The organism is Staphylococcus sp. EG-SA-2 (genome assembly GCF_017152085.1).
Genome location: NZ_JACYHC010001212.1, coordinates 1 through 642 on the forward strand (window position 1 = coordinate 1; position 642 = coordinate 642).

Genomic DNA, 642 nt, shown 5'->3' on the forward strand with positions numbered 1-642 from the left:
TCAGAAAAAGTATTAGCAATTTATATGGTACACCCTACAAAAGAATCAGAAATTAAACCTAAAAAAGTCTTTAATTAAAGGAGATAGAATTTATGAAAGTCATAGAAGTGACACATCCTATACAATCAAAACAGTATAATACAGAGGATGTTGCAATGGCATTCGGATTTTTCGATGGCATGCATAAAGGTCATGACAAAGTCTTTGATATATTAAACGAAATAGCTGAGGCACGCAGTTTAAAAAAAGCGGTGATGACATTTGATCCGCATCCGTCTGTCGTGTTGAATCCTAAAAGAAAACGAACAACGTATTTAACGCCACTTTCAGATAAAATCGAAAAAATTAGCCAACATGATATTGATTATTGTATAGTGGTTAATTTTTCATCTAGGTTTGCTAATGTGAGCGTAGAAGATTTTGTTGAAAATTATATAATTAAAAATAATGTAAAAGAAGTCATTGCTGGTTTTGATTTTACTTTTGGTAAATTTGGAAAAGGTAATATGACTGTACTTCAAGAATATGATGCGTTTAATACGACAATTGTGAGTAAACAAGAAATTGAAAATGAAAAAATTTCTACAACTTCTATTCGTCAAGATTTAATCAATGGTGAGTTGCAAAAAGCGAATGATGCTT

At 30.7% G+C, this 642-nt stretch carries 1 protein-coding gene and 1 pseudogene; both read left to right on the forward strand.

The genetic code is table 11. The features are described 5' to 3' along the window. Positions 1-78, forward strand: a 78-nt coding sequence (locus tag IDG60_RS23195; protein WP_241013411.1) for a hypothetical protein, incomplete at its 5' end; no start/stop codon positions are given. A gap of 14 nt (positions 79-92) precedes the next feature. Further along, positions 93-642, forward strand: a pseudogene (locus IDG60_RS19725) (bifunctional riboflavin kinase/FAD synthetase); the annotation flags it as partial.